Raw genomic sequence first — 23,938 nt, forward strand, 5'->3', positions numbered from 1 at the left:
GCGCCGCGTCGCAGCCGGGTCGGCAGGACGGCACGACCTTCCTCGTCGTGCCGTCGCGACAGCGGCGCTGCCTTGCCGTCAGTTCCCGACAGGCACGCGCAGCATCAACGCGCCGACCAATTGACTGGCATTGACGGGCCCAAAATTCGCGTGGCACATGCTGCACGCCGGATGGAAGTTGCTGAGCGGCACCGATCGGCGATATGCCCATCGCCCCTGCACCTTCTCCACGGCGGTGTAGCCCTGCCCCTGCATCGCGGCCTCGAGCGCGGTCACTTCGAACGGATCGCGAGGCATGTCATTGGCCCGCAGTGGCTCCTGCTCGCCGACGAGCCGCATGCTCTCGTTCCGGTCGTCGAAGATCAGCGAGATCGAGTGCTTGCCTTCCTCGACGTTGCCGGGAGTGGTTTCGGCGAACTCCTGGAGGAGTGCAGCGAAAATCGTACTCTGCATGAGATCGGCGCTTCGCCGCGCGAACTGGACCTCGGCGTCGGTCGGGACGGCGTCTGCGTCCACGATGGTCATCGACCACGCGAACGTGAGGCAATAACCGAGAACGACCGCTACGAGCGCACGTACCACGTGCGTGCCGCGGGTTCGACGACGTCGTGCTGCTGGTCGAGTCATGATGTTCCTCTCAGGCTTCGAATGTGCTGGGTCTGCTATCGCACGCGCCTCACTTCATTGGCTTCCGATCGACGGACAACTCCGCGCGGGCACGCTTCGCGCCCTCGTCGCATGTACTCTCTTCGTCTGGGTTGTCGGAGGTATACGTCCGCTGGCTGACTGACGTCCCGACCTAGCCAGCGACGCAACGTGCCGGCTACCAAGAGCGTCTCGGTATGTGCCCTGAGCCGGCCCCTCGCCTGGTGTGGACTATGACGAGGCCCGCGTGACAAAGGGTGCCGCGATGCCGTGCCTCGACGCTCGATCGCTCCTCTCAGGCCTCGGCGATCGCAGACACCGCGATCTTCATGCCCTTCAAAGGGATCGGGAGAACCGAACCCTCGCCGGCGGGCGGATTGGTGGGAACCGGCTCAACGTTTTTGACGCACTGCCGCGTCTGGTCCTGAATCGGCTCGCCACACATTTGTTGCGTCGCGGCGTCGGTGTGCGCCGCTACCAGATGCCGGGAAGCAGCCGATAGCGGACGCGCGCGGTGTACTCGCGATAGCCGGGCAGGTGTCCCGCAAGGAACCGATCTTCGACCACGACGCGCCGGAACCCGAAGGCCACGACCACGCTGCCAGGCACAAACGCCCACCACGACCCGAGCGCCAGCGGCAACGTCGCCACGAAGAGCAACATGCCGACGTAGCCGGGATGCCGCACGCGCGCATACGGACCGCTGTCGATGACGTGATGACCGCGTTCGTCCTGGATGCGCACCACCGACGAGAAGAACCGGTTCACCGACATCGCGTACACGAACATCGCGGTCCCGGTGAAGAAGGTGATGAGCCCGACAACGCGCCACGCGGCGGGCATGGGCGCCGACACGTGCCATCGCCCGCTATCGAGGAGCGCGAACACGATCGTCGCGAACGCAATCAGACGGACCCAACGTAGCGTCGCGCCATCGAGCCCGGGGTTCGGCGGGTGATAGCGCTCGCGCGCAAGCTCGGGGCTGACGGTGTGGACGGCAAAGAGCGCCACGACCGAGCAGCCGGCTGCGAGCGCCCACAAGTAGCCCGAGCGAACCTCCCCGGCGATAGCCATGGGGATGGCGGCGGCGAGCAGGCTGAAGAAGATCCAGCGGCCGAGTTTCTTGCCCTCGGTCTGGTAAGCGGACGGGACGGACGGGACTGTAGAGGCGGCGGAGGCCATTGCTCGTGACTCCCTGTTAGGACAGTGGATTTTGAATAATCAAAATTATAATTTTTATCAATCAACAAGTCAAGCCACCCACGCCGCGGCTCATCCATGCCAGGCTGAACGTGTCGTCCGCTCAGTACACGACAACCAGCCGCCCAGTGAGCAGTTCCGTGAGGTAAACGGCACCGGTCCTCCCATCTGGATCTACGACCTCGTTCGAGGCACGCGGGTCCGGGTCACGACGTCCCGCGATCACGATGTGCTGCCAGTGTGGTCGCCCGATGGCGTCCGCATCGCCTGCCGCTCTGGCACCAACACGGCGCCGATGCTGAAGGTCTCGAGCCGACGGCGTGGGACCGGTGCAGTCAACGTGTCGGGCGGCGACGTGTGGGCCTGCTCCCACGCTGACGCGCTCCAGGACATCACCTGAGCCATCGGTCGAGATTCTCGCTCACGAATCTCTCGTCTGACAGGTGCGGGTGCGCCCGCGCACGCGATCGATCGCCACTGCCTTTTGCGCGCTCGGAACACCTGCACCAACACCATCGTGGACAACGGCTACCTGCACTCGGTGGCGTGTATCATGGCCGCACAGTCGTCCTGGCAGGGCAACCGTTGTATAACGACGCGACCGCCGAGCAGAACGCCGACACCACGCCGCGCAGGTCCTGATTCGGCGGCGCCGCTGGCGCACGCCGAAGGAGGTCATAGTCAGCCGTCGCGATAGGTTTCCATTCCGCGTTTAACCTCGGTGGGGGACATGATCGCAGGAACACGCCGACGAGCCGTCGTGCGGGTGGTGCTGGCTGCGTTGGTTGTGATAGGCCTGGCGCTCGCTCCACCTGCAGACGCGCGCCTCCAGCCAACAGGTGGGGACTCATTGCCCCGGCTGGAGATGGGCAATTTTCTGCCGGCCATTCGGGAGCAGCTTCAGCAGGCTTATGCAGCGGCCGAGGCGCGGCCCGCAGATCCCGAGGCGGCCGGGGCGTTGGGCATGGCCCTGGACGCCTACGAGCAGTACGATGCCGCCGCCCTCTGCTATCGGCGGGCTCAGCAACTCGATTCCCAGTCGTTTCGGTGGCGTTTCTACCTTGGGTGGGTGCAGGCGGCCCAGGGACGTCACGAGGACGCAGCCCTGACGTTGGCCGCCGCCTTGCGCATGCACCCGGGATACGTGCCCGCCCAGTTGAGGCTCGCCGCGAGTCTGCTCGCCATCGGCAAATGGCAAGAGAGTGGCGAGGTCTATCGAGCGGTCAGCGCAGCGCATCCCGAGAACGCCGACGCCCAGTATGGTGCGGGTCGGGTGTCTGCGGCTCGGGGCGATGTCACGGCCGCCGCCGCCGCGTACCTGAGGGCCGTCGAGTTGTTTCCCGACTATGGCGCTGCTCATTACGCGCTCGCGCTGGTCTATCGCACGCTGGGCGACGACGAACGGTATCGGCAGCAGTTCCGCTTGTACGAGCAGAACAGAACGTCGGTCCCACCGCTGGACGACCCATTGCGGGGCGCAGTCGCCCGACTCAACATGGGCCCGGTGGCTCACATTCGTCGCGGCGCGGATCTCGAACGCGCCGGCAGGATCGACGAGGCGATTCAGGAACAGCAGGAAGCCCTGCGCGTAGACGCCAGGGCCGTGCAGGCGCACATCAACCTCATCGCGCTCCATGGCCGTTTGGGTCAGTACGAATCGGCGGTCGAGCACTACCGGGCTGCGCTCGATATCGATCGCAATCAGGCCGATCTTCACTACAACTACGGCGTGCTCCTGCTCAAACAGCGTCGACCTCAGGAGGCAGAGGCAGCGTTTCGCGCAGCTCTCGAGATCAATCCGTACTACGCCGACGCGCACGTCAATCTCGGTGTGCTGGCCGAGCACCAGGGCCGATTGAACGACGCCGTGCGGCACTTCGAGGACGCCGTCGCGAATCGGCCGAATGATCGGGCCGCCCATTTTCACCTGGGTCGCCTTCGGGCCAACCAGGCGGAATACGACGAAGCCATCACGCACTTCCTGAAGACGCTGACGCCGGAGGACGAGAGCACTCCCCGCTACCTCTATGCACTGGCAGCCACGTACGCACGGGCCGGGAACAGCGCAGAAGCACTGAGGTACGCCCGCACCGCCCGGGAGCAGGCAGCGGCTCGCGGTCAGGCCGAGTTGCTGGCCAGCATCGAGAGGGACTTCCCGGCTCTGGCACAGCGGTGACGACTGCCGACACGCGATGAACAGGCACCACGTCTCACTGGCGTTCGCGGTGGTTGCGGTCAGCATGGCGGCGGCACCCGCTCCGCCGTTCCGCGACATGGCCGCAGACGTGGGCCTGACGTTCCAGCACGTCACTGGAGCGACAGGCGACCATTTCATGCCCGAGATCATGGGCGCAGGAGCGGCGCTCCTTGACTACGACAACGATGGCGACCTCGATGTCTACGTGATCCAGGGCACCGCGCTCGATCCCGGCAAGCAACCGCTCTTCCCGCCGCCCGTCGGCTTCAAGCCAGGCAACCGGCTCTTCCGGAACCTGCTGTCACCCACCGGGACGCTGCACTTCGTCGATGTGACCGAGAGCGCGGGCGTAGGTCACATCGGCTACGGCATGGGGGCAGCGACCGGTGACTACGACAACGACGGGTTTCTCGATTTGTACGTGACAAACGTCGGGCGCAACGTCCTGTACCACAACAACGGCGATGGCACATTCGCCGACGTCACCGGCAAGGCCGGAGTGGATGATGCCCGGTGGAGCACCAGCGCGGCGTTCCTGGATTACGACAGCGATGGCTTCCTGGATCTCTTCGTCGGCAACTATGTGGACTTCACGGTCCAGGGCAACAAGCATTGCCATGCGCCAACCGGCGAGCCGGACTACTGCACGCCGATGGCCTACACCCCCGTCCCTTCACGGTTGTTTCACAACACGGGCACCGGCACATTCGTCGACGTCACCGAGTCCTCGGGAATCGGATCCTCTTACGGACCGGCGCTCGGTGTCCTGTGTGCGGACTTCAACGGGGACGGGCGCACGGACATCTTTGTCGCGAACGACACGGCAGCCAACCGGCTGTGGCTGAACCAGGGAGCAGGCACGTTCCGCGAGGCAGCCCTGCAATCCGGTGTCGCGTACAACGCTGACGGCCGCGCGAAGGCCGGAATGGGTGTCACCGCAGAGGAAGTCGACGATGATGGCACCCTCACGTTGTTGGTAACCAATCTCACTCGTGAAGGCGCCACGCTTTTCCGCGGGAACCGCAAGGACCTGTTCGAAGACGTGACGTCGCGCAATGGCCTGGCAACGCCGACCTTCGGCTTCACCGGATTCGGGACGAGCTGGTTCGACTACGACAACGACGGGCGGCTGGATCTGTTCATCGCCAACGGCGCCGTCACCATCGTCGAATCGCTACGAGCCCAACCATACCCTTACGGTCAGAGCAACCTGCTGTTTCATAATGAAGGCCCGCAACGGTTCTCCGACGTGAGCAACGATGCGGGCCCCGCGTTCCGGCGCATCGATGTCGGCCGTGGCGTGGCGATCGGAGACATCGACAACGACGGGGCTGTCGATGTCCTCGTGACCAACAACAACGGCGCCGTGCGCCTCCTTCACAACGATGTCGGGGCCCGGCAGCACTGGCTCGAAGTGAGCCTGGTCGGCACGAAGAGCAATCTTTCCGGCATCGGCGCACGTGTTGCGCTACTGCGGGACGGCGCGGCGCCGCGGTGGCGCAGGGTGCATACCGACTCGAGCTATCTCAGCGCCAGTGATGTGCGGGTTCACTTCGGCCTCGGGGAGCGTTCCGACGTGCGGGGCCTCGTGGTGCAGTGGCCCGACGGCTCCAGCGAAACGTGGGACAACGTCAAACCCGACCGCGTCGTTGTCCTTCGGCAAGGCACGGGCAGATCGCGATAGCCGGGTCGCTCTCTGTTCCACGCAGCGACCAACGTGCGTGGGCGTATACTGCAACCTCCCACAGGATCGTTTCGCGTTCAGCCCTCCGACAGGAAGGTTTCCATGATCGCAAGAACACCCAGTCGGGCCTTCTCGTCACTATGCCTGGGAGTGCTGCTGATTGTGCTCGTCCCGCGAGACAGCGCAGCTCAGGTGCTTTACGGATCGGTCGTGGGCGACGTCAAGGACGCGACCGGCGGCGCGCTTCCTGGTGTAACCCTGATCATCACCAACACCGACCAGGGCCTCTCCCGCGAGGCGGTGACCGATGCTGGGGGGCACTTCACCTTCTCGAACCTGCCCTCTGGCGTGTACGGCCTGAAGGCCAGCCAGCAGGGCTTCAAGGGCTTCGAGCAGAAGGAAGTCACCGTCACCATCAACGCCGTCACGCGGGTGGACGTCACGCTCGAGATCGGCTCGATGGGCGAAACCGTGAGCGTCTCGGCAGAGCGCCCGAGGCTCCAGACCGACACGGCCGAGGTGCACGAGAGCCTGGTCGCGGAGGAGCTGGTGAATGCGCCGGTGCCGCTGGGCCGCAACTACCAGCAGATGTACAGAATGCTGCCAGGCTTTGCGCCCCCCGCCAACTCGCACTCGATCCCGAGCAATCCGTCGCGATCCCTCGAATTCACGGTCAACGGCACGAGCGACGACCAGAACAACACGCGCATCGACGGCGTCAGCACCTACAACGTCCAGCTGCCCCACGTCTCCTCGTACGTGCCGACGCTCGAGGCGATCGAGGAGGTCAATGTCGTCACCAGCAGCATGGGCGCCGAGCAGGGGCTGGCCGGCGGAGCCGCGATCAACGTGCGGACCAAGAGCGGCAGCAACGCTTTCCACGGATCCGGCTTCGAGTACTTCACCAACCAGGACCTCAAGGCCTGGCCGATGCGGTTCGGCGACGCTGCATTGAACACCGGCAAGAAGCCGGAGGTCAGCTATAACCAGTACGGCGGGACCATCGGTGGCCGCATCAAGGAGAACAAGGCTTTCTTCTTCGTCAGCTATGAGGGGACGAGGGACCACCGGGTCGTCGACACGACGGTGACGGTGCCGACACAGGCAATGCTTCGGGGCGACTTTTCGGGGTCAGACTCGCCGATCTACGATCCGCTCTCCGGGAATGCGGACGGCACCGGGCGGACGCAGTTCCGGGTGTTGCCGGGCGACGCGAACTACGGGTTGTGCAACACCGCAACCAACCCGAACTGTCTCAACATCATTCCGGCGGCGCGGATGGACCCGATCGCCAAGCAGATCGCGAGCCACATTCCCGCCAACAACATCGATCGGGCGAGCCGCAACTACTTCGCGCAGGCCCCGTTCCAGTCCGAGCGCCGACAGGTGGACACGAGGGTCGACTACAACGTGAATTCCAAGTTCAACCTGGCCGGTACCTTCGGTGTCCTCCATTTCAAGACGTCGGTGCCCACCGTGTTCGGTGATGAGGCGATCGGGCAGCCCATTGGCGGCAGCAGCAACCCGGGTCATGGTCACGGCAACACGTACCGGACCACCGTGATGGGCACGTACATTTTCACCCCGACGTTCCTGATGGACGCGCATTTTGGATGGGCCAAACAGGGGACGGCGTCGGAGCAGCCGGGCCTCGGCACGAACATCGGGAGCGACGTCCTGGGCATTCCGGGCACCAACGGCTCGCGCCTCTTCGAGAGCGGCTGGCCCACGTTCGAGTTCGAGGACTTCGCCACGGTCGGTGTGAACGAGAACTTCATGCCGTACTACCGGCACGATCCGCAGTCGCAGTACGTCGTGAACTTCAACTGGGTCAAGCAGACGCACAACCTCCGGTTCGGCGCCGACTTCTATCAAATGGGGTTGAACCATGCGCAGGCGGAGTTCATCACCGGCGGGTTCGGCGCGCAGGGCGGCTTCGGGTTCGACCGCGGTATCACGGAGCGGTGCGAGGTCGTCGATCCGGCGACGGGTAACTGCCAGGTGACGTCCGCCGGCTCCCGGTCCAACAGCGCGGCAGCGTTCGTGCTCGGCCTGGCCAGCCGGTCCGGCAGGACACTGCAGGTGCCGGACGAGTACAGCGTGCGGGCACACCCGTTCAGCTTCTACGTGCGCGATCGGTGGACCATCGGCGACAACCTCACACTCGACTACGGCACGCGCTGGGAGTACTTCCCGCTTCCGACCCGACCCGACCGCGGCATCGAGCGGTACGACGTCAACACCAACCAGGTGCTGCTCTGCGGGATCGGCAGCGTGCCCACCGATTGCGGCATCAAGGCGAGCAAGACGCTCTTCGCCCCCCGCGTGGGCATGGCCTATCGCATCGGCGACACGTGGGTCGTGCGCGCGGGTTACGGCCTGACCAACGATCCGTACTATGGGATCGAGATCGTTCGGGCGAACTACCCGATCCTGACGCAGCTCAAGCGCGAATCGCCGGATGGTCTGACGCCAGCGGCAACGCTGGCCGGGGGGATTCCCGGGTTTGTGGTGCCGGACCCGGGCAATGGCGTCATCGACATTCCGAGCGACTATGCGTGGGCCGGCTACCCCGAGGAGCTCGACCGCGGGTACATCCAGTCGTGGAACTTCACCGTCCAGCGGGAGCTGCCGGGGAAGTTCACGGGCCAGATCGGGTATGTGGGCACGCATTCGACCCGACAGCTCGGACTGGTCGACATCAATGCCGGCCAGATCATCGGCGCCGGTGAGGACGGTCGGTCCCTGCAGCAACTGTACGGCCGGACGGCGTCCACCGTGTTCCTGCGGCCCGTGGGATCGGGCCAGTACCACTCGATGCAGGCGCAGCTGCACCGGCGGTTCGCCGACGGCCTCAGCCTGAGCATGAACTACACCCTGGCGAGGGCCAAGAGCGACAACGAGAACAGCTCGTTCCAGCCGGCCGTTCAGGCGGTGCAGTACCTCAGTCGCAACTACGCGCTCACGAGCACCGACCGCACCCACAACGTGGGCATCACCAGCGTGTGGGAGCTCCCGTTCGGTCGCGACAGACGGTGGCTGAGCGATGGCGGCGTGCTCTCGTACATCGTTGGCGGGTGGCAGGTGAACAACATGATCAGCATCCTCAGCGGCCCGCCGTTCACTGTCCTGGCGGACGGCACGTCGCTGAACCTGCCGGGCAGTACGCAGACGGCCGACCAGGTGAAGCCCGTCGTCAAGCTCGGCGGGGTGGGCAGCGGCACGCCGTACTACGATCCGTCGTCTTGGGCCGAGGTGAACGAAGCGCGGTTCGGCAACACCGCCCACAACTACATGCGCGCGCCTGGTGCCTTCAACTGGGACTTCGGGCTGACGCGGGAGTTCTCCCTCACCTCGAACGTCAAGCTGCAGTTCCGCATGGAGGCGTTCAACTTCACCAACACGCCGCACCTCGGGATCCCCGACAACGACATCGGCGACGGCGAGGACTTCATGACGATCACGGGCGTGCAGGACCTCGCGCGGGAAGGCATCGACGAGCGGCAGTTCCGGCTGGGTTTCCGCCTCGTCTTCTAGGCACGCTGCCAGGGCATGCATTCACGGACGGGCGAGTTCGGTTGTCGACGACGAACGCCACACGCTTGTGAGTCGAGCGATGACGCGTCTCGCATATTCCTGCTCTCGCCAGCCAATGCAGCGGGGCCGCGCGGACGACTCCTCCGTACCTCTCCAAACGTTCCGCTGGCGGCGCGTCTCCGATCTGGCGAGGGCGTGCCCCTCGGCGAAGTCTACGCGTTCATCAGCGCGCTGTACTTTCGCGGGAAGCTCGCGTACGCGGACTGTTTCGCGCCGGGTCGCAGCTTCGTCATCACGCCATGCCTGGGGCTGTTGGCACCATCCACGCCGGTGCGCGCGCGAGAGTTCGAACAGCTCGCGAGCGTGCCGATCGATGCCGGCGAGCCGCGCTACCTCGAGCCGCTTCGGCGGGATGTCGTGCGACTGTCGCGCGACTGGCCAGGCGACGTGGTGCTGCTCGGCAGCATCGCGTCGCCCAAGTACACGCAGCCGCTCATCGACGTGCTCGGCAGCCGGCTCGTGTTTCCGTCGACGTTCGTTGGTCGAGGTGATATGAGCCGAGGCGGTGTCCTGCTGCGAGCCGTGCGCGCGGGGCAGGAACTTGACTACATCCCTGTGTCTGGGGCCGCCCTTCGAGGTACACGGCCGCCGAGGCTGCCCAGGCCATGACCCGTCCGGCTGCTACTGACTGTCGGCCTGCATGGCCTCGGGCGGATTGACCCTGGTCGCGGCATGAGCCGTAATCCAACTCGCGATAATCGCGCCCAGCGCGAGCACCAGCGCGGCCCTGGCGAAGGCAACGGGAACCGCTACCGGTAAGTGAATGCCGACGACTGACAATTGGCTGACAACGGCTACGCCTTGCAGCTCGAGCGCGCTCGAAATCCACTTGCCCAAAGAGCCGTGTGTCGCAGACCCAGTCGACCTCAGCTGCGGAGAATTCTGCTGACTACCGAGGTGGCTTTGGACGCGGCCGTCCGATCAGCGCTGCGTGCGCCAGCTATCGCGAACCTCGCGAGCGACACGCGTCCCCGCGTCCATGGCACGGTCGGTCTCATACGCATCGTGGGACATCATGGTTCCCGAGCGGCGGTGATCCACGCCCTCGAGATATTCCAGGACGTGCTCGAACTCGTGCGCGATGGCCTCCACGGTGTCAGCGCTCGACCGCACGAGCACGCGCGCGACCGTGGCGCCGTCCTCGGTGACTCCGATCACCGACTGCGCCTGTCGAAGGATCTGTACAGAGGCGACCAGGTGCACGAACACGGTCGTGCCTGCCTGGGCGAGACGGGCGCACTGGGACCGGAACGTTGCCGATCGCGCCCAGGCCAGCTGCACGCTCGGCCGCAGTGCCTTGGTGATGACCAGGCGGCATGGCCATGCCGAGGCAGGGGCCTCCTCGGTTGCCGCTGGCTGGGACGGGTCGTATGAGTGCGCGGCGGCGCGGGCGGGCGGGCAGGCGGCGACCAGGCAGGCGCCGACGATCCAGCTGCGAATCAGTGTCAGGTGACGGCGAGCACGCATCTCCAACCTCCCGCTGGCCTGGCGCCGAGAGCGGTCGGCGCGAGGGGGCATCGGAAACGCGGAGACGCGTGCCGCCTGGTCTCATGGGGCCAGTCGGTGCGGGCGACTGCGGTATAACGGGGTATCTGCAGGAGGCGATGACCCAGCCGCCGGATGTGACGGGCCTGCTCGTCGCCTGGAGCAACGGCGACGGGGAGGCCAACGACCGCTTGATTGAAGCGGTCTATGCGGAGTTGCGTGGACTGGCGCGGGGCTACCTGAGGCGGGAGCGTCCCGACCATTCATTGGCGCCGACGGCGCTCGTGCACGAGGCGTACCTGCGGCTGATCGTTCAGCGCCGCGTGCCGTGGCACAATCGGGCGCACTTCTTTGCCATCGCGGCGCACGTGATGCGGCGCCTTCTCGTGGATCACGCTCGCGCCCACGGCGCGGTCAAGCGGGGAGCAGGCCATCGCGTGCCACTTCTGGACATCGACGTCGGGGTCGACCCCGAGGACTTGGACGTGATCGCGCTGGATGCCGCGCTGGTGCGACTGGCCGCCATCGATCGACGACAGAGCCGCCTGGTGGAGCTGCGCTTCTTCGGAGGACTGACGGGCGACGAGATTGCGACCGTCCTCGGCGTGGCGCCGATCACCGTGAAGCGGGACTGGGCGCTGGCGAGAGCCTGGTTGTTCCGCGAGCTTCGTGGTGAGACCGGATGATCAGCCCGTCGAACTGGGAGCAGATTCGGGCCCTGTTCCACACCGCGCTGGAACACGCGCCGGACGAGCGTGCCGCCTTCCTGCGCGCCCAGAGCAGCGACGACGAGATCCTGCGCGAAGTGGCCTCGCTCCTGGCTGCACACGAGGATGCCGACGCCCTGCTGGCCGCCGCCGGCCGCGACGAGTCTGACGCGTCACGCGGGCAGGCGGTCGCCGGGAGAGGCGGGAGCCATACGGCGACCCTGCCTTCCGGCGTCCAACTCGGTCCGTATGTGGTCGTAGGCCCGCTGGGGGCAGGCGCGATGGGGGAGGTCTATCGCGCGCGCGACACGAATCTCCGTCGCGATGTGGCACTGAAGATCCTGCCGGACTCGCTCGCGGCCGATCGTGACCGGCTGGCACGCTTCACCCGCGAGGCGCGGACGCTCGGCGCGCTCAACCATCCGCACATCGCCCAGGTGCACGGGTTCGAGGAATACGGCGGTGTCAGGGCCCTGATCATGGAACTGGTGGAGGGGCAGAACCTGGCGCAGCACGTCACGCGCGGGCCGATTCGCGTGGAAGAGGCATTACGGATTGCGCGGCAGATCGCCGAGGCGCTCGAGGCGGCGCACGCGCGCGGCATCGTTCACCGGGATCTCAAGCCCGCCAACATCATGATCCGTGACGACGGGACGGTGAAGGTCCTCGACTTCGGGCTCGCCAAGGCGTGGTTGGACGATGTCGGTTCGGCTTCGTCCTCTGCCGCCTCGGCCGCAGCACCGACCATGACGACGCTGCCGATCGCCACCGAGGTCGGCGTCATCGTCGGCACGGCCGCCTACATGTCGCCGGAGCAGGCCCGGGGTGGGGCTGTCGACAAGGGCAGTGACATCTGGGCGTTTGGCTGCGTGCTCTACGAGATGCTCACCGGCGCGCGTGCTTTCGACGGCGCGTCCGCCGCCGACACGTTGGCGAACGTGCTGCGGCGAGACCCGGCGTGGGACCGGCTCCCCGACGATACACCGCCGTCCATCCGCGTGCTGCTGCGACGCTGCCTGCGCAAGAACAGGCATGAGCGCTTGCACGACGCCGCCGGCGTGCGCATCGAGATCGATGACGTGCTGCACGACCCGGACGGCAGCGCGCGGACCATTGCAACCTCGGATCAGGCGCGTGGCGACCAGTCGTCACGCGGTGGCGCAGCGCGCCGCCACCGATTGTGGGCCGGTGTTGTACTCGGCGCGTGCGGACTTGCCATCGTCGCGTATGCGGTCGTCGGCCAGCGGCCCGCTGAGCCGCGCCGCGACGAACCGCTCCAGGCTACGCGGCTGACCGCGTATGCGGGCACCGAATCGGCGCCGAGCCTGTCGCCAGATGGCAGCCAGGTGGCGTTTTCCTGGAGCGGTTCGACGCAGGGCGACCAGGACATCTACGTCAAGCTGGTGGGGCCGGGCGAGCCCATCCAACTCACCGACAATCGCACGCGGGACGATTCTCCAGCATGGTCTCCGGATGGCAAGGAGATCGCGTTCCTGCGGTGGATGCCGCACAGCGACGCGACGGTCGACGTCATGGTCGTGCCGGCGCTTGGACATGCGGCGGAGCGACGCGTCGACACGGTCAGGCTGCAGTCCCTCGGAATCATCTCTCGACTGAGCTGGACGCCGGACGGTCACTGGATTGCTATCGGTGTCGACGTGCCCGCCGAACGTCGCGGGATCTGGTTGCTGTCAAAGGACGGACGCGAGAGACGCCGCCTGACCACCGCGCCGCACGACGGGTTCACCAGCGACTTCAACCCGGTGTTTGCATCCGACGGGCGTCATCTGGCGTTCATTCGGCCCGCAGGAGTGGGCGCCCACGCGATTCACGTGCTCGCACTCTCGCCAGCGTTCGCGCCGATTGGCAGTCCTGCGCAGGTCGCGACGGCGTCGCTGGTTTATGACCTCGCGTGGGCGGGTGATGATGCTGCATTGGTCTTCTCGTCCGGCGCATATATGGGACAGTCACGCCTGCAGCGACTCCCCTTGCGATCGGATCGGTTGGCACCACTGGGTTCCGCGACGGTGCTCCCGTTTGGCACACAAGCCACCAGCCTGAGCCTGAGCCGGGGAGGCCGGTTGGTCTACGTGGAGGAATACAGGGACACCAATCTCGAACGCGTGAGCCTGGCCGAGCCTGCGAGCCCTCCCATCGTGTCCGTCGTGGCCGCATCGACGTACGACGAATACGCCCCGGCCTATTCGCGCGACGGCAGGCGCATCGTGTTCAAATCGACGAGGACCGGGAACCCGGAACTGTGGGTGTCGAACGCTGATGGCACGAACCTCCGCCAGGTGACGTTCCTCGGCGGGCCGTATTGTGCGAACCCGCAGTGGTCTCCCATCGACGACGAGCGCATCCTGTTCAACTCCCGTCGCGACGGACCGAATGCCTTGTACGTGCTGGATCTTGGGCCGGGCACAGTGCAGCGCCTGACGACCGACGGGCGCGAGTACGTCGAGGCGAGGTGGTCGCGCGACGGGAAGTGGATCTATGCGGGTTCGGCGAGCACGGGACGATCGGAGGTGTGGCGCCTGCCGTCCAACGGCGGTCCGGCCGTCCAGTGGACCAGGAACGGCGGCATTGCCGCGAGCGAGGCCGCCGATGGGTTCCTGTACTACGCCCGGGCCGCGCAATCGCCGACCAGCATCTGGCGCATGCCCGTGGCTGGAGGACCTGAAGCACTTGTCGTCGAGGGGCTCAGTTACTCCGTCAACTTCGCCGTGGGCGACCGCGGCCTCTACTTCGTGTCGACGGGCGAGTCGATCTACGACGCGGCCTTGGAATATCTCGAGTTCGGCTCCCTGACGCGCACCAGGCTGGCAGGCCTCGGCGACAGGCGCTGGTGGTACGGCGTGGCGCTCAGTCCCGACCAGCAATGGTTCATGTACTCGGTGGAGCAGAACATGAACAGCAACCTGATGGTCGTGGATGACGTCCGATAACCACAGCGATCTTCGGACCGATTCAATCCTGAGCGTCATCGTCGACGATGGTCCAGCGCTTCGCGGCGTGCGGCAACCATAGGTCGGAACGTAGGGCACCAGGCGGTTGAGACGGACTGGTTGTTCGTGGTAACGTCGGCGCACTGTAGAGATAAATAGCCGCTGCAACACCCACGGGCTGAGCTCCGGTGGGCACGCGAGTAATGCGTGTTCGGCGCGCCCGTGCCTTGCGCGCACTCCTGCGATGGCGGTCTCTACTCGGCGTCGAAGTAGCGGACGTTCATGTCGGCAGCGTGCCTTTCGGCGTAGTCGCCATCGCTGATCGCACACGCGTCTACGTCGCAAACCGAGGAACCCACGACGCCGCCGAATACCCTACAGGGAGAATTCATCGCCGTTCCAGGGAGGATACATGCGCGCGCGTATTGTGTTGGCGTCGGCGGTCATGGTCGGATTTCTCGTGCCGCTGCTGGCGGAAGAAGGCATGTGGCTGCCCAACAGGGTGCCGCGGGCGCAAATCAAGGCTCAGTACGGCTTTGACGTCACCGACGACTGGTTGGCACACGTACAGCAAGCCGCCGTGCGCTTCAACAACGGTGGATCGGCCGCGTTCGTATCGGCCAATGGGCTGATTGCCACTAATCACCACGTCGGGCGCGACTGCATCGGGGTGCTCAGTACTCCGACACGCAACCTGCTCCAGAACGGGTTCCTGGCCAGGACGGCCAAGGACGAACTCGCCTGTCCTGGGCTCGAGATCAACGTGCTTGTGTCGATCGAGGACGTCACGGCACGCATCGCGCAAGCCGTGACTCCCGAGATGACGCCGGCGGCCGCGAACAGCGCGCGTCTCGCAGCCATCGCTGCGGTCGAAAAGGCATCCACCGAGGCGACGCGGCTTCGCAGCGATGTGGTCACGCTGTACCAGGGGGGCGAGTACCACCTGTACCGGTACAAGAAGTATACGGACGTCCGACTGGTGTTCGCCCCAGAGGAGAGCGTGGCGTTTTTTGGCGGTGACACCGACAACTTCGAGTTCCCGCGTTACAACCTGGATATCTCGTTCTTCCGTGCGTACCAGGACGGTCGCCCCGTGCACACAGAGCACTTCCTGCAGTTCGATGCTGGTGGCGTCAAGGAAGGCGACCTCGTGTTCCTCGCGGGACACCCTGGGTCGACACAGCGCATGAACAGCGTCGCGCATCTGCTCCTGGAGCGCGACGTCCACTTGCCGGACATGCTCAACGTGCTCCGCCGACGGGAACTCGTGATCGGGGCATACGCCCGCCGGTCACCTGAGCACGCCCGGCACGCCGATGACCAGCTGAAGCAGTTCGAGAATTCCCGCAAGGCGATGGCGGGGTACCTACGCGCGCTCCAGGATCCGATCCTGCTCGCGGCGAAGCGACGGGACGAGGACGCACTGCGCGCCAACGCGCCTGGCGGTCCCGCTGGCCCCGTGGACCCGTGGCAGATGATCGAGCGAGCCGTCGAGCGCGACCGCGCCATGAGCCCGGAACGCCGACTGCTGGCCAATGGACAAGCCTTCCATTCCGAGCTGTTCCGGATGGCGCGCACCCTCGCGCGCTACACCGACGAAGTCGGCAAGCCGAACGGTGAGCGCCTGCGTGAGTTCCGCGATTCGAATCTCGAGTCGCTGCGGCACGAGCTGCTTGCCGATGTGCCCGTGCATCCCGGCCTCGACGTCGTCACGTTGGCAGACTCGCTGTCCTACTGGATGGAGCGGATGCCCCAGGATCCGCTGCTCCTATCGGTGCTCGACGGTAATTCGCCACACGCTCGCGCAATGCAACTGGTGTCAACCACACGGTTGGCTGATCCGGCGCGGCGCCGTGCGCTGCTCGAGGGTGCAACCACGCGCGAAGCTGACACGGATCCCATGATCGCCGTGGCGCGCCTCGTGGATGCGCGGGCACGGCAGCTGCGTCACGAGTACGAGAGCGGCGTGCAGGAACCACTGCGGCAGGCGTACGCCGCGATCGCGCGACGCCGGTTCGAGCGGGACGGCGCCGCGGTGTATCCCGATGCCACATTCACCCTCCGTCTCGCGTATGGAACAGTGAAGGGGAACACGGCAGCCGACCCAGCACCGTGGACGACGAGACTGGGCGGAATCTTCGAGCGAGCCGACATGCAAGGTCAGGTGGGAGCGTTCGCCCTGCCAGAGTCGTGGCGCCGCGTGGCGTCGCAGCTCGACAAGGCCACGCCCTTCAATTTCGTGAGTACGACGGACATGATCGGCGGCAACTCCGGGAGCCCCGTGATCGATCGGAGCGGCCACTGGGTTGGCATCGCCTTCGACGGGAATGTCCACATGCTCGGGTGGAACTACGCCTACGCCAATCCTGAGGCGCGTGCCATCAACGTTCATGCAGCCGCCGTCGCCGAGGCACTCAGGGTCGTGTACACAGCACGTGAACTCCTGGACGAACTTGGCGTGACCAGCGTCTCGAGTCGCGCCTCTGGTGGTGGACGATGAGAGTCAGGGCTTCGCCGCGCAGAACATCGGGGGCACGGTCGAGGTGTCGCACTACACCATCGTCATAGGGACGAATGCCGATGGCGGATGGTGCCAGCGATTGCAAGCGGCCGATTCATGTGGTGCCCCCTCGGTGGATTCCTGGCAACGATTGTCGCCTTCGTCAGCGCGAGGCGCCTTCGAGGGCTGTTGCGTGATGCGGTTCGTACAGCATCACCTCGACGCCGCCCGGCAGACCCAGCATGACGGTGATGCCGAAGCCTTGGTCTTTTGGTTCACCGTTCACCTTGACGCCCTTCGACCGAAGATCGCGAATCGTCGCGTGAATGTCGTCGCACATGAACGTGAGCTGATGGCGCACACCGGATTCGAACGTCGGACCGTCTGCAGGATGCACACCGAGCTCTGCGGGCGGTAACGCAAAGATCAGCCAACCCTCCCCCGCATCCACATGCTTGAACCCGAAGGCGTCGCGAAGCATGGCACGAAGGGCGTTCGGATCAGACGTGTACAGCAGGGCATGCGCGCCAATGATCGCCATGGTGGTGTCCTCCGGTGGTGCAGAACATGAACAGCAACCTGATGGTCGTGGACGACGTGCGATGAACCACACGCAGGCCTGCCTGGGGCGGGTTCAGCGTAGGCACACTGACGCAACGTACCGGTAAGCACACCACCGACGCCGTTGGGGTTCCGGCGAGAACCATCCGAGCAGCAGCAAGCCAGGCGCTCAGTGCCGGACGGTACGGGCATCCGGCGCGGGATGCGGAAAAGGTGGACGACCTACGCGAGCGCAGCGGTAGGGCATTCGGCAACAGGCAGATCGACTGCAAACACACAACCCTTACCGGGAAGATTGCGGACCTGAATATCGCCGCCGTGTGCTTGGACGGCGTGTCGCGCAATCGATAGACCCAGGCCGAGACCCGAACGGTCCTGCCCGTGCCGTTTCGAGAATGCACGAAAGAGAATATCGTCCTCGACAATGCCGCCGCACTCATCCTCGATCTCGATCGTCACGCGGAAATCGGCCGCGCGTGCTCGCACAACGACGTGACCACCGGGCCGCGAGAACTTGAACGCATTCTGCAACAGGTTCATCAATGCCGATGCGAGCAGTTGGGGATCGGCGTCGATCGCCAGCGCGGAATCGACGGACTCCATGGCGAGCGTCGCCCCGTGATGCTCCGCGAGAAGGCTCGCACTGGCGATGACGTCCGTCAGGAAATCTCGAAGGACGGTTCGCTCTCTCGCCTTCACCGGCGCGGCGAGTCGCACTTCAGAGATCGTGCTGTCGATCAACCCACGTAGGCTCATCAAACTGCGGCCGAGAACCGTCGCGGTACTTCCATTGACGGCGACCGCACCACCCTTGAGCACAGCGAACGATAGCAACGCCGTGTGGGCATGATTCCGCAGTTCGTGCGCCAGTTGCCCGAGGCGTTCCGTTTCGGCCCGCGATGTACGGTCCGCCGTGATTCGCGAATACTCGGTCACCGCGTTCGCAATGGCGGCATCGAGGGATCGATTGAGGACTCGGAATTCCTGGACCGTGATCGGCGCGAACTGCCTTTCCGCGAGTTGCGTGACAGCCTGGCAGATGTCGCCGTACACATGGACCACTTCACTGATGGTGAACCCGAGTGCCCACAGGTCTGCGCCGTGCTTCGTCGCGCTCTCCTGGATCGCGACGGACGAAAATGGCTCAGCCGTCATCTCCAATCGCAGCGTCTCCGAGAGTTGGGTCAGAAAGAGCGGAACACCGTTCCACAGCGCATCCACGCGGACGGCCATGTCCGGCCTCCTGGCCGCTGCGAGACAGGTCAGGTCAATGAGCGAGTCCCGGTTGAGTGTGAGAAATTCGTGGAGCATCACGGAACTCCTTTCAGCTTGCCGGTTCCCGGATCAAGCAATCCGCGGGGAGAAGACTGCAGGCTAGAGGAAGTTGGCGGGCAGCGATGTTCTCAATTGCACAACGGAAATCGGAACTGAGACGCATTCTGGACCGATCAGAAGGCGTGAAAGTGGCCGCCTAGGCGCGGAAGTCGCCGCGATCGGTACCGCCAAGAACGCACAACGCGATCGCGACCGTTCGTCCGACAGGGGTGCGTGATGGGACTCACGGACACGTGGCAAGAGTCGATGTGGACCAACGGCGGCTGGAGACGTGGGCGACGCTGGAGCAGGGTCGTGGTGATACTGACGGTGGCGGCCACGGTCGCGCGATGCAGCGACAGCCTCACGGCACCCGCGGCGTCGGCAGTCGTCACGTTCGCGGTGGCCGACGAGTAGTTTCGCGTAATGCTTCACGGGACCCGAGCAGATCGACGCCGCACGCGCAGCCCAGGCCAGAGGACGGGCAAGCATCCCCCAACGGCCGCATCGTCGCCGGCGCCAGGTTAAACGTCGGCTGTTCGATCATGCCATTGTAAACGCTTGTGACTCATAGGCTTAGGTTGGTACGCCCGGTAGGATTCGAACCTACGACGGCCGGCTTTGAGCCGCGCCGTGTCAGGCTCCACCGGGCGCACGAAGGGTGTCGGCACCCGTAGGTGCCCGATGGGCATGGGCGTGCCAGATCGTATTCGTACGACCGCGACAGCGTTGCTCCCAGCCGGAGGGAAGTAGGGGGCCGCGCGACGTCCGTGAGGGGACGATGCGCGGCCTGTTTCGAGCGAGTGGGGGGCCGTTACCAGAGCATCTTCACGCCGAACTGCAGCTGCCGTGGCGCGTTGGCCTGCCCGGTGATGACGCCGAACGAGGAGGACGTGACGCTGGTGTTGGGCGCGGAGAACTGCACCCGGTTGAACGCGTTGAGCGCTTCGACACGGAACTGTGCTCTCAGCCGAGCCGTGATGTCGAAGGTCTTGAAGAGCGAGAGATCAACGTTGCGGACGCCATGCGCGCGGAGGATCGGCGAGAAGATCGGCTCGTTGCCGAACGAAAACGCCGCCGGCTGGCTGTAGACGCTCGTGTCGAAATAGCGGTTGAGGCGATCCTCGACCGGACCGTCCAACCGCGGGTCCGCGCCGGTGGTGTTGGGCTGTGTGCGCGCGCCGAACAGCCCCGCCGTGTTGTTCGCCGTGATCGACAGCGGCGTCCCCGTCTGGAACGTCGTGATCCCGTTGAACTGCCAGTCGCCGATGATCGCGTTCACCACCGTCGGCGCGTTGGCGAAGAATCGCCGCTCGCGGCCGACGGGGATTTCGTAGAGATAGCTCAGCACGAAGCGGTGGTTGATGTCGTACGACGCCAACGCCATGCTCGCGTCGATGTCGTAGCTGTTCTGATGGTTCATGCCCATCTCCTCGGCTTTGGCGAAGGTATACGACCCCTCGAACATGAACCCGCGCGAGAGTCGCTTGCGTCCGGTGAGCTGCAACGCGTTGTAGCGCGACTTCGCGCCCGCCGCGTAGAGCGGCACGATGTCGGTGAACTGCGGGTAGGGTCGCAACAGTTGCCCGCGGCTCACCGTCGACGACGTCAGTACGCCGTTGTTGACGATGCCGTAGAAGGGGTTGGGAACCTGCTGATTGAGCTGTGAGCCGAGCGCCATGTACTGCGGATCGAGCTGGTTCAGGCTGAGGCCGCCTTCGCCCGCAATCGACAGGTCATAGCCGCGCGTGCCGACGTAGGCGGCCTCGACGAAGAGTCCCCAGGGCAGCTCGCGCTGGACGTTGATGTTGTACTGAATCGTCCACGGCGACGGCGTGTCCTGCAGTGGCGCCTGCAGGTTGGCGCCCGCCTGCGTGAGCAGCCCCTGCGACGATCCCGGCGAGGGCACGAAGCCGTTGGGATACGGATCATGCAGCAGGTTGTACGGCGTAATGCCGTCGATCGAGGTCACCCACAGGTTCTCGGTGCGGAAGCCGAACGGCCCGACCGTGCCCTGCGCGCCCTGATTCGACGGCCCGAACATGTGGCTGTAGCCGGCCCGCACCACGGTCTTGTCGTTCAGCTGATAGGAGGCACCGAGACGCGGGGCGATGTTGTTGGTGTCCCAGTTGTACTGATAGCGGCTGTTGCCGTCGACGCCGACGAACACGACACCGCCCTGCAGGTTGGGGAACCCGGGCACTTGTTGCGCCAGCGGCGACGGCGCATCCGGATCGAAATAGTTCATCCGGTCGTAGCGCTCCGTGCGCGGCACGTCGATGTCGTAGCGCACCCCGAGGTTCAGCGTCAGCCGGGAGTTCACGCGCCAGTCGTCCTGCGCGTAGAACGCCCAATAGAAGCTGTTGGACGCCACGTTCTTCCAGTTCTGAATCAGCACGTCGTTCGGCTGCCCGAACCCGAGAAGCAGCGACGCGAACCCATAGCCCGCCGTGCTGCTCGCGGTGTTCGGATTGGGTCCCTGCGTTTCGTTGGCGCGGAAGTTGAACGTGCCGGCGCTGCGCGCCTCCCACACGTTCACGCGCAGCATGCGCCCCTCGAAACCGCCTTTCAGCGTGTGCGGCCCGCGCGATTTCGTGAGGCTCGCCGCCGCGGTGTAGCTCATGAACGCGTTGTAGCGATGGTCGTTGCCGCCGAGCGACACCATGCCGCTGACGCCGAAGCGCGGAAACATCTCGCGATCGACGTTCTGATCGATCGACACCGGCAGCCCAAGGCTCGACGGCTTGAACCCGAGCCCCTGGTTGTCGAAGAGGAACAGCGTGCGCGCGAAGCCGAGGCGCGCGTTCATCTGCGTCGTGTTCGAGAGTGTCCGGCTGTAGTCGATCACCGCGTTGTGCGCGAGGTTCTGCTCGTTGACGCGGCCTTCCGCGATGGTGAGGTCTTCAGGGAAGAACTCCGCCGGCGAGCTGAATGTCTTGCGGTAGGAGTAGCGGAAGAACGACCGCGCCTTCTCGGAGAAGTTGTGGTCGATGCGCGCGTCGATGTTGTCGACGTTCAGTTTGGCGGTGCCGGTCGCGAAATAGTTCTGCGCCCCGGTCACGGAATTCCCGGGTTGATTGGGCAGCGGATAGTAGTTCAGCACCTGTCGCGCCACCGGATCCATGCGATCGGCCGGAATCACGTTGTTCTGGAATGGATCGCGAATGAAGCCGCTGCCCGACGGGTTCGGCCGCGTCGTGAACGGATCGAAGATGCGAATCAGCTGGCCGTTTTGCGCGAACGTCTGCGAGAAGTCGCCGTTGCGTTGCGCGAGCGTCGGCACGGTCGTGGTCGTTTCCGACGCGCTGTCCTGGCGCAGCCCTTCGTACGAGGTCATGAAGAAGGTCTTCCCACGTCGGATCGGACCGCCCGCGACGCCGCCGAACTGGCTGCGCTGAAAGTCGCCGAGCGGCGTGCCTGCCTTCTCCGAGAAGTAGTTGTTCTCGTCGAACGCGGAGTCCCGGAAGAACTCGTAGGCGCTGCCGTGGAAGTCGTTCGAGCCCGACTTGTAGACGACGTTGAGGATGCTGCCCAGACTGCGGCCGTATTCCGCCGGGTAGTTCGCGCCCATCACCTTGAACTCCTGGATGGCGTCGACCGAGGGGAACACCGAGATGCCGGTGAAGCCGTTGACTGTCGGGAACGACGCCGTCACCCCGTCGATGACGGTATCCATCATCGTCGGCCGCGCGCCGTTCACGCTGTAGCTCATCGAGTTGTAGTTGTTGCCGATCGTACCGGCGACCCCCGGCGTCAGGAAGATGAGCGAGTAGACGTTGCGGGTGTTGAGCGGCAACTCCAGGATGCGCCGGTTGTCGACGAGTTTGCCGACGGTACTCGACGTGGTCTCCAGTGACAGCGTACTGGCGCTGACTTCCACGGCTTCCGTGAGCTCGCCTACTTCCAGCGCAAAATCAACGACGACCGTGGAGGCGATCGTCACGACGACATTCGAGCGTACGGCGGATTTGAAGCCCTGCAGGGTCGCCTCGACGCGGTACTCCCCAGGCGGTAGCGGGAGCGAGGTGTAGCGTCCCTCGATATCGGCGGTGACCGAATCCTGCCGTCCGGTCTGCTGGCTGGTGGTACTGACGGTGGCATGCGGGATGGCGGCGCCGCTGGAGTCCTTGATCGTGCCGACGATCGTGCCGGTGAACGACTGAGCCAACGTAACCGACGGAGCCAGAACGAGCGCGGCTGCCGCCACGATGCGGGTGAAACGCATGGGACCTCCTCGGATTGACGAGGACTATACGCCGGTCGGCGGTCCTTGTGTAGACGCCAGCCATCCGTGACACGATGCCATCGTCATGCCCGAGTTGCCTCGCCGATGGCTCGTCTTCATTGCTCTCTTCTCCATGGCGTGCGGGGGCGCGCGGAGTGCTCCGCCCGCCACGGCGCCTCCCCCCATTGCGTCGTCAGCCGCCGCAGCGCTGCCCGCGCGCGATCCGGACGCGATCCGCTGGGTGCGAGATGCCGCCGAGTATCGTGCAGCGGTGATGCAGGTCTATCGTCAGGCGACGGCGCGGGTGGAGGCTGAAGCGGCGGCGCGTAAAGCGGGGACGTGGGCAGTCGTGCTCGACGCAGACGAGACCGTGATCTCGAACCTCACGTATCAAGTGGAGCGGTCGCGCGCGGGACTGGCGTATTCACCAGAGAGCTGGCGTGAATGGGTGAGCCGCCGAGCGGCGACGCCACTGCCCGGCGCTGCGGCCTTCCTCGCGCGCGTCCACGACCTTGGCGGACGCATCGCGATCGTTACCAACCGGCTGCAGTCAGAGTGCGAGGATACTATCGCGGTGTTTCGCCTGCACGCGCTCCAGTACGATGCGGTGCTGTGCCGTAGTGACGGCGGTCCTTCCGACAAGAATCCACGCTTCGAGGCTGTTGCTGCCGGCCAAACTACCGCTGGCGCGGGTCCGCTCGCCGTTGTCGCCTTCATCGGTGACAACATCCTCGACTTCCCACAGGCCAGCCAGGCGTCGGCGCGAGGGAACGCGGCAAGCCTCGATGCCTTCGGCGTGCGCTTCTTTGTGATCCCGAATCCCATGTACGGCAGCTGGCAGTGAACATCCGGCTCCGACGTGTGAGTCAGCGGTG

17 protein-coding genes and 1 tRNA gene are annotated in these 23,938 nt (G+C 65.2%); 10 read left to right on the forward strand and 8 right to left on the reverse strand.

Features of this window, described 5'->3' with window-relative positions; translation table 11 throughout:
* Positions 1–78: 78 nt before the first annotated feature.
* The gene (locus LuPra_RS08350) at positions 79–627 is read right to left on the reverse strand and encodes a hypothetical protein (protein ID WP_110170326.1); all 549 of its coding nucleotides are present in this window, start codon (positions 625–627) and stop codon (positions 79–81) included.
* 492 nt (positions 628–1,119) lie between these two features.
* A complete protein-coding gene (locus LuPra_RS08355) occupies positions 1,120–1,827 on the reverse strand; it encodes a methyltransferase family protein (RefSeq protein ID WP_157898897.1) in 708 nt (235 codons plus the stop codon).
* 247 nt (positions 1,828–2,074) lie between these two features.
* On the opposite strand from LuPra_RS08355, the gene LuPra_RS31695 reads away from it, so the two are divergent.
* The 5 genes from LuPra_RS31695 to LuPra_RS08380 all read left to right on the forward strand — a co-directional run bounded on the left by LuPra_RS31695 (position 2,075) and on the right by LuPra_RS08380 (position 9,932).
* Positions 2,075–2,245 carry a hypothetical protein gene (locus LuPra_RS31695; RefSeq protein WP_157898898.1) on the forward strand — a complete coding sequence of 57 codons (171 nt, stop codon included), beginning with the start codon at positions 2,075–2,077 and terminating at the stop codon, positions 2,243–2,245.
* A gap of 450 nt (positions 2,246–2,695) precedes the next feature.
* The gene (locus LuPra_RS08365) at positions 2,696–4,021 is read left to right on the forward strand and encodes a tetratricopeptide repeat protein (protein ID WP_162271331.1); all 1,326 of its coding nucleotides are present in this window, start codon (positions 2,696–2,698) and stop codon (positions 4,019–4,021) included.
* Positions 4,022–4,037: 16 nt separating this feature from the next.
* Entirely contained in the window at positions 4,038–5,726 is a 1,689-nt protein-coding gene (locus tag LuPra_RS08370; RefSeq protein ID WP_110170329.1) for a CRTAC1 family protein, read from the forward strand.
* 102 nt (positions 5,727–5,828) lie between these two features.
* Entirely contained in the window at positions 5,829–9,263 is a 3,435-nt protein-coding gene (locus tag LuPra_RS08375; protein WP_110170330.1) for a TonB-dependent receptor, read from the forward strand.
* Between the two features lie 195 nt (positions 9,264–9,458).
* Positions 9,459–9,932: a hypothetical protein gene (locus LuPra_RS08380; protein ID WP_234800790.1), complete on the forward strand. Its 474-nt coding sequence runs from the start codon at positions 9,459–9,461 to the stop codon at positions 9,930–9,932.
* Between the two features lie 12 nt (positions 9,933–9,944).
* Here the strand turns inward: LuPra_RS08380 and LuPra_RS08385 are convergent, their stop codons facing one another.
* Both LuPra_RS08385 and LuPra_RS08390 read right to left on the reverse strand, forming a co-directional pair.
* Positions 9,945–10,160: a hypothetical protein gene (locus LuPra_RS08385; RefSeq protein ID WP_110170331.1), complete on the reverse strand. Its 216-nt coding sequence runs from the start codon at positions 10,158–10,160 to the stop codon at positions 9,945–9,947.
* 84 nt (positions 10,161–10,244) lie between these two features.
* Entirely contained in the window at positions 10,245–10,790 is a 546-nt protein-coding gene (locus LuPra_RS08390; RefSeq protein WP_110170332.1) for a hypothetical protein, read from the reverse strand.
* A 68-nt stretch (positions 10,791–10,858) separates the two neighbouring features.
* Here LuPra_RS08390 and LuPra_RS08395 point away from each other — a divergent pair, with 68 nt between their 5' ends.
* The 3 genes from LuPra_RS08395 (at position 10,859) to LuPra_RS08405 (ending at position 16,963) form a co-directional block, all read left to right on the forward strand.
* The gene (locus tag LuPra_RS08395; protein ID WP_234800791.1) at positions 10,859–11,494 is read left to right on the forward strand and encodes a sigma-70 family RNA polymerase sigma factor; all 636 of its coding nucleotides are present in this window, start codon (positions 10,859–10,861) and stop codon (positions 11,492–11,494) included.
* Positions 11,491–14,463: a protein kinase domain-containing protein gene (locus tag LuPra_RS08400; RefSeq protein WP_110170334.1), complete on the forward strand. Its 2,973-nt coding sequence runs from the start codon at positions 11,491–11,493 to the stop codon at positions 14,461–14,463. The genes LuPra_RS08395 and LuPra_RS08400 overlap by 4 nt, the downstream gene beginning before the upstream one ends.
* A gap of 412 nt (positions 14,464–14,875) precedes the next feature.
* Positions 14,876–16,963: a S46 family peptidase gene (locus LuPra_RS08405; RefSeq protein ID WP_110170335.1), complete on the forward strand. Its 2,088-nt coding sequence runs from the start codon at positions 14,876–14,878 to the stop codon at positions 16,961–16,963.
* A gap of 163 nt (positions 16,964–17,126) precedes the next feature.
* Here the strand turns inward: LuPra_RS08405 and LuPra_RS08410 are convergent, their stop codons facing one another.
* Positions 17,127–17,504, reverse strand: coding sequence for a VOC family protein (locus LuPra_RS08410; protein WP_110170336.1), 378 nt, complete (start codon positions 17,502–17,504; stop codon positions 17,127–17,129).
* A gap of 242 nt (positions 17,505–17,746) precedes the next feature.
* Positions 17,747–18,757, reverse strand: a complete 1,011-nt coding sequence (locus LuPra_RS08415) for a sensor histidine kinase (protein WP_157898899.1) — start codon at positions 18,755–18,757, stop codon at positions 17,747–17,749.
* A 318-nt stretch (positions 18,758–19,075) separates the two neighbouring features.
* Here LuPra_RS08415 and LuPra_RS08420 point away from each other — a divergent pair, with 318 nt between their 5' ends.
* Positions 19,076–19,255 carry a hypothetical protein gene (locus LuPra_RS08420; protein ID WP_110170338.1) on the forward strand — a complete coding sequence of 60 codons (180 nt, stop codon included), beginning with the start codon at positions 19,076–19,078 and terminating at the stop codon, positions 19,253–19,255.
* A gap of 165 nt (positions 19,256–19,420) precedes the next feature.
* Here LuPra_RS08420 and LuPra_RS08425 read toward each other — a convergent pair.
* Both LuPra_RS08425 and LuPra_RS08430 read right to left on the reverse strand, forming a co-directional pair.
* A tRNA-Leu gene (locus LuPra_RS08425) sits at positions 19,421–19,492 on the reverse strand.
* Positions 19,493–19,652: 160 nt separating this feature from the next.
* Positions 19,653–23,063 (reverse strand): TonB-dependent receptor, encoded by a 3,411-nt coding sequence (locus LuPra_RS08430; RefSeq protein WP_110170339.1) that lies wholly within the window; start codon positions 23,061–23,063, stop codon positions 19,653–19,655.
* An 85-nt stretch (positions 23,064–23,148) separates the two neighbouring features.
* On the opposite strand from LuPra_RS08430, the gene LuPra_RS08435 reads away from it, so the two are divergent.
* Entirely contained in the window at positions 23,149–23,907 is a 759-nt protein-coding gene (locus LuPra_RS08435; protein ID WP_110170340.1) for an HAD family acid phosphatase, read from the forward strand.
* Positions 23,908–23,938: the final 31 nt, after the last annotated feature.

The organism is Luteitalea pratensis, assembly GCF_001618865.1.
In the GTDB taxonomy this organism is placed as follows: domain Bacteria; phylum Acidobacteriota; class Vicinamibacteria; order Vicinamibacterales; family Vicinamibacteraceae; genus Luteitalea; species Luteitalea pratensis.